This is a genomic window from Streptomyces sp. ATLC9, assembly GCF_057196705.1.
In genome coordinates this window covers 1-3,151 of sequence record NZ_JBXUOY010000412.1, presented here as the reverse complement: position 1 = coordinate 3,151, position 3,151 = coordinate 1, and the positions used below count along the sequence as shown (strand labels likewise).

Annotated in this window: 2 protein-coding genes; both read left to right on the top strand. The window is 71.7% G+C overall.

Features of this window, described 5'->3' with window-relative positions; translation table 11 throughout:
* A partial coding sequence (locus AC2CJA_RS25610) for an ROK family protein (RefSeq protein WP_484605047.1) occupies positions 1 to 454 on the top strand: 454 nt, incomplete at its 5' end.
* 471 nt (positions 455 to 925) lie between these two features.
* Positions 926 to 3,151 (top strand): pyruvate, phosphate dikinase (ppdK, locus tag AC2CJA_RS25605; RefSeq protein WP_484605046.1); only part of this gene is annotated, 2,226 nt, incomplete at its 3' end.

The following is a 3,151-nucleotide window of genomic DNA, read 5'->3' as shown; positions in this document are numbered from 1 at the left end:
GCACGACCGACCAGACCGCGAGTGCATGAGCGGCTCTTTCGGCGGCCTGGCGCGGGTCGCCAGCGGCCGGGCGCTGCCGGCGCGGCTCACCGGCTCCGGCATCCCGGCCGCCTCCGGCACCGGGGTGCGCGAGCTGCTGGCCGCCGGGCAGCCCGACGCGGTGCGGCTGGCCCGGGAGGCGGGGCGCCGGGTGGGGGAGGTACTGGTCACCGTCGTCACCGTGCTCAACCCCGGAGTGCTGATGATCGCGGGAGACCTGGCCGGCGCCCCGTTCGCCACCGGGGTGCGCGAGCTGCTCTACCAGCGGGCGATGCCGCGCAGCACCGCTCATCTGACCGTGGCCACCTCCCGGCTGGGGGAGCGGGCGGGGCTGGTGGGGGCGGGGGCGATGGTCGTGGAGCACCTGTACGCGCCGGAGCGGGCCGACGCCCGGCTGGCCGCCATGGGGCGGTGAGGCCGGGGCGAGGAAGGGGCAGGCCGAGCACGTCCAGGGGGCGCTCATCCGAGCGGCGTAGCTCCCGTATGTGTCCAATGACTGAGACGGCGGACCCGCCAAAAGGGTGATGCTCGCCACTCTGATAAGAGGTCCGCTCATATGAGCACTCAAAACGGCCCTGCGCTTCTTCAAGGGGTGGCACTCGGTGCCACCCCTCCTTCGTTCATTCGCCCGCCGCCCCGGTCGCTCTGGGTTGCCGAGAGGTCCGTTCGGCGCAACCGAACGTAATTGCCGCTTCAAGTGTTGAATGAGGCGATCCACCGCACTTGAATAAGCCTTTACTTTCGATCCATCGGCGGATGAGCAGTTACGCCCCCATGGACTACTGGTGGCCGTACTCGAAATCCTTCGATCTGGGTACGCTCCCCGCCGTCAGGGCAACCCTCCCCCGGCCTCCGCCGAGGGGATCCAGCGAGGAGCGCGATTCTCTTGCCGGAAAACCAAGAGCCTCACGTAACCCGGAAGTTCGTCTACGACTTCACCGAGGGCAACAGGGATCTCAAGGACCTCCTCGGAGGCAAGGGAGCCAACCTCGCGGAGATGACCAACCTCGGCCTCCCGGTCCCTCCCGGGTTCACCATCACCACCGAGGCGTGCAAGGTCTACCTCGACTCCGGCTCCGAGCCGCCGGCTCTCCGTGCCGAGGTGAGCGACCACCTCGGCATCCTCGAGGAGAAGATGGGCAAGCGGCTCGGCCAGGCGGACGACCCCCTGCTGGTGTCCGTCCGCTCCGGCGCCAAGTTCTCCATGCCGGGGATGATGGACACCGTCCTGAACATCGGACTGTCCGACGCCTCCGTGGCCGGACTCGCCGCCCAGTCAGGAGATGAACGTTTCGCCTGGGACTCCTACCGGCGCCTGATCCAGATGTTCGGCAGGACCGTCCTCGGCGTCGACGGCGATCTGTTCGAGGAGGCGCTGGAGGAGGCCAAGCGGGCCCGGAACGCCTCCACCGACGTCGACCTGGACGCAGGCGACCTCAAGAGCCTCGTCGAGGAGTTCAAGGGCATCGTCTCGGAGCGGACCGGCCGCGACTTCCCGCAGGACCCGCGCGAGCAGATGGACCTCGCCATCCGCGCGGTCTTCGACTCCTGGAACGGCGAGCGCGCCAAGCTCTACCGCCGCCAGGAGCGCATACCCCACGACCTGGGGACGGCCGTCAACGTCTGCTCGATGGTCTTCGGCAACCTCGGCCCCGACTCCGGCACCGGCGTCGCCTTCACCCGCGACCCGGCCACCGGCCGGCAGGGTGTCTACGGCGACTACCTCGCCAACGCCCAGGGCGAGGACGTCGTCGCCGGCATCCGCAACACCGTGCCGCTGGCGGAGCTGGAGACGATCGACAAGAAGTCCTACGACGAGCTCATGCGGATCATGGAGACCCTGGAGAACCACTACCGGGACCTGTGCGACATCGAGTTCACCATCGAGCGCGGCAGGCTGTGGATGCTCCAGACCCGGGTGGGCAAGCGCACCGCCGCCGCGGCCTTCCGCATCGCCACCCAGCTCGCCGACCAGGGCCTGATCGACGAGGCCGAGGCGCTGCGCCGCGTCAACGGGGCCCAGCTCGCCCGGCTGATGTTCCCGCGCTTCGACGAGAGCCGGACCGGCGACGGCGCTGCCGAGCGGATCGGCCGGGGCATCGCCGCCTCGCCCGGCGCCGCCGTGGGCGCGGCCGTCTTCGACTCCGCCACCGCCGTGGCCCGTGCCCGCGCCGGCGAGAAGGTCGTCCTGGTGCGCCGCGAGACCAACCCCGACGACCTCGACGGCATGATCGCGGCCGAGGGCATCCTCACCTCCCGCGGTGGCAAGACCTCGCACGCCGCCGTCGTCGCCCGCGGCATGGGCAAGACCTGCGTGTGCGGCGCCGAGGAGCTCCGGGTCGACCTCGGGCAGCGCCGTATGACCGCCCCCGGCGGCCTGGTCGTGGCCGAGGGCGACATCATCTCCATCGACGGCTCCACCGGCAGCGTCTACCGCGGCGAGGTGCCCGTCGTGCCCTCCCCGGTCGTGGAGTACTTCGAGGGCCGCACCCGGCCCGACGAGCAGGCCGGTGAACTGGTCCGCGCCGTGCACCGGATCATGACCCTGGCCGACGGCGAGCGCCGCCTGCGGGTGCGGGCCAACGCCGACAACGCCGAGGACGCCGCCCGCGCCCGCCGCTTCGGCGCCCAGGGCATCGGCCTGTGCCGCACCGAGCACATGTTCCTCGGCGAGCGCCGTGAACTGGTCGAGCGCCTGGTCCTGGCCGAGACCGGCGAGGAGTGCGAGGCCGCGCTGGCCGCGCTGCTGCCGCTGCAGAAGGGCGACTTCACCGAGCTGTTCGAAGCCATGGACGGCCTGCCGGTGACGGTGCGGCTGCTGGACCCGCCGCTCCACGAGTTCCTGCCCGACCTCACCGAACTGTCGGTGCGGGTCTCGCTCGCCGAGGCCCGCGGCGAGAGCGACGGCGACGACCGGCGCCTGCTGCGGGCCGTCCGCCGGCTGCACGAGCAGAACCCGATGCTGGGCCTGCGCGGTGTGCGCCTGGGCCTGGTCATCCCCGGTCTGTTCACCATGCAGGTGCGGGCCATCGCCGAGGCCGCCGCCGACCGGGGGGGGGGGGGGGGGGCCCGCCCGGGGGGGGTGGGGCTCCGGCTGGGGGGGGGCGGGCGG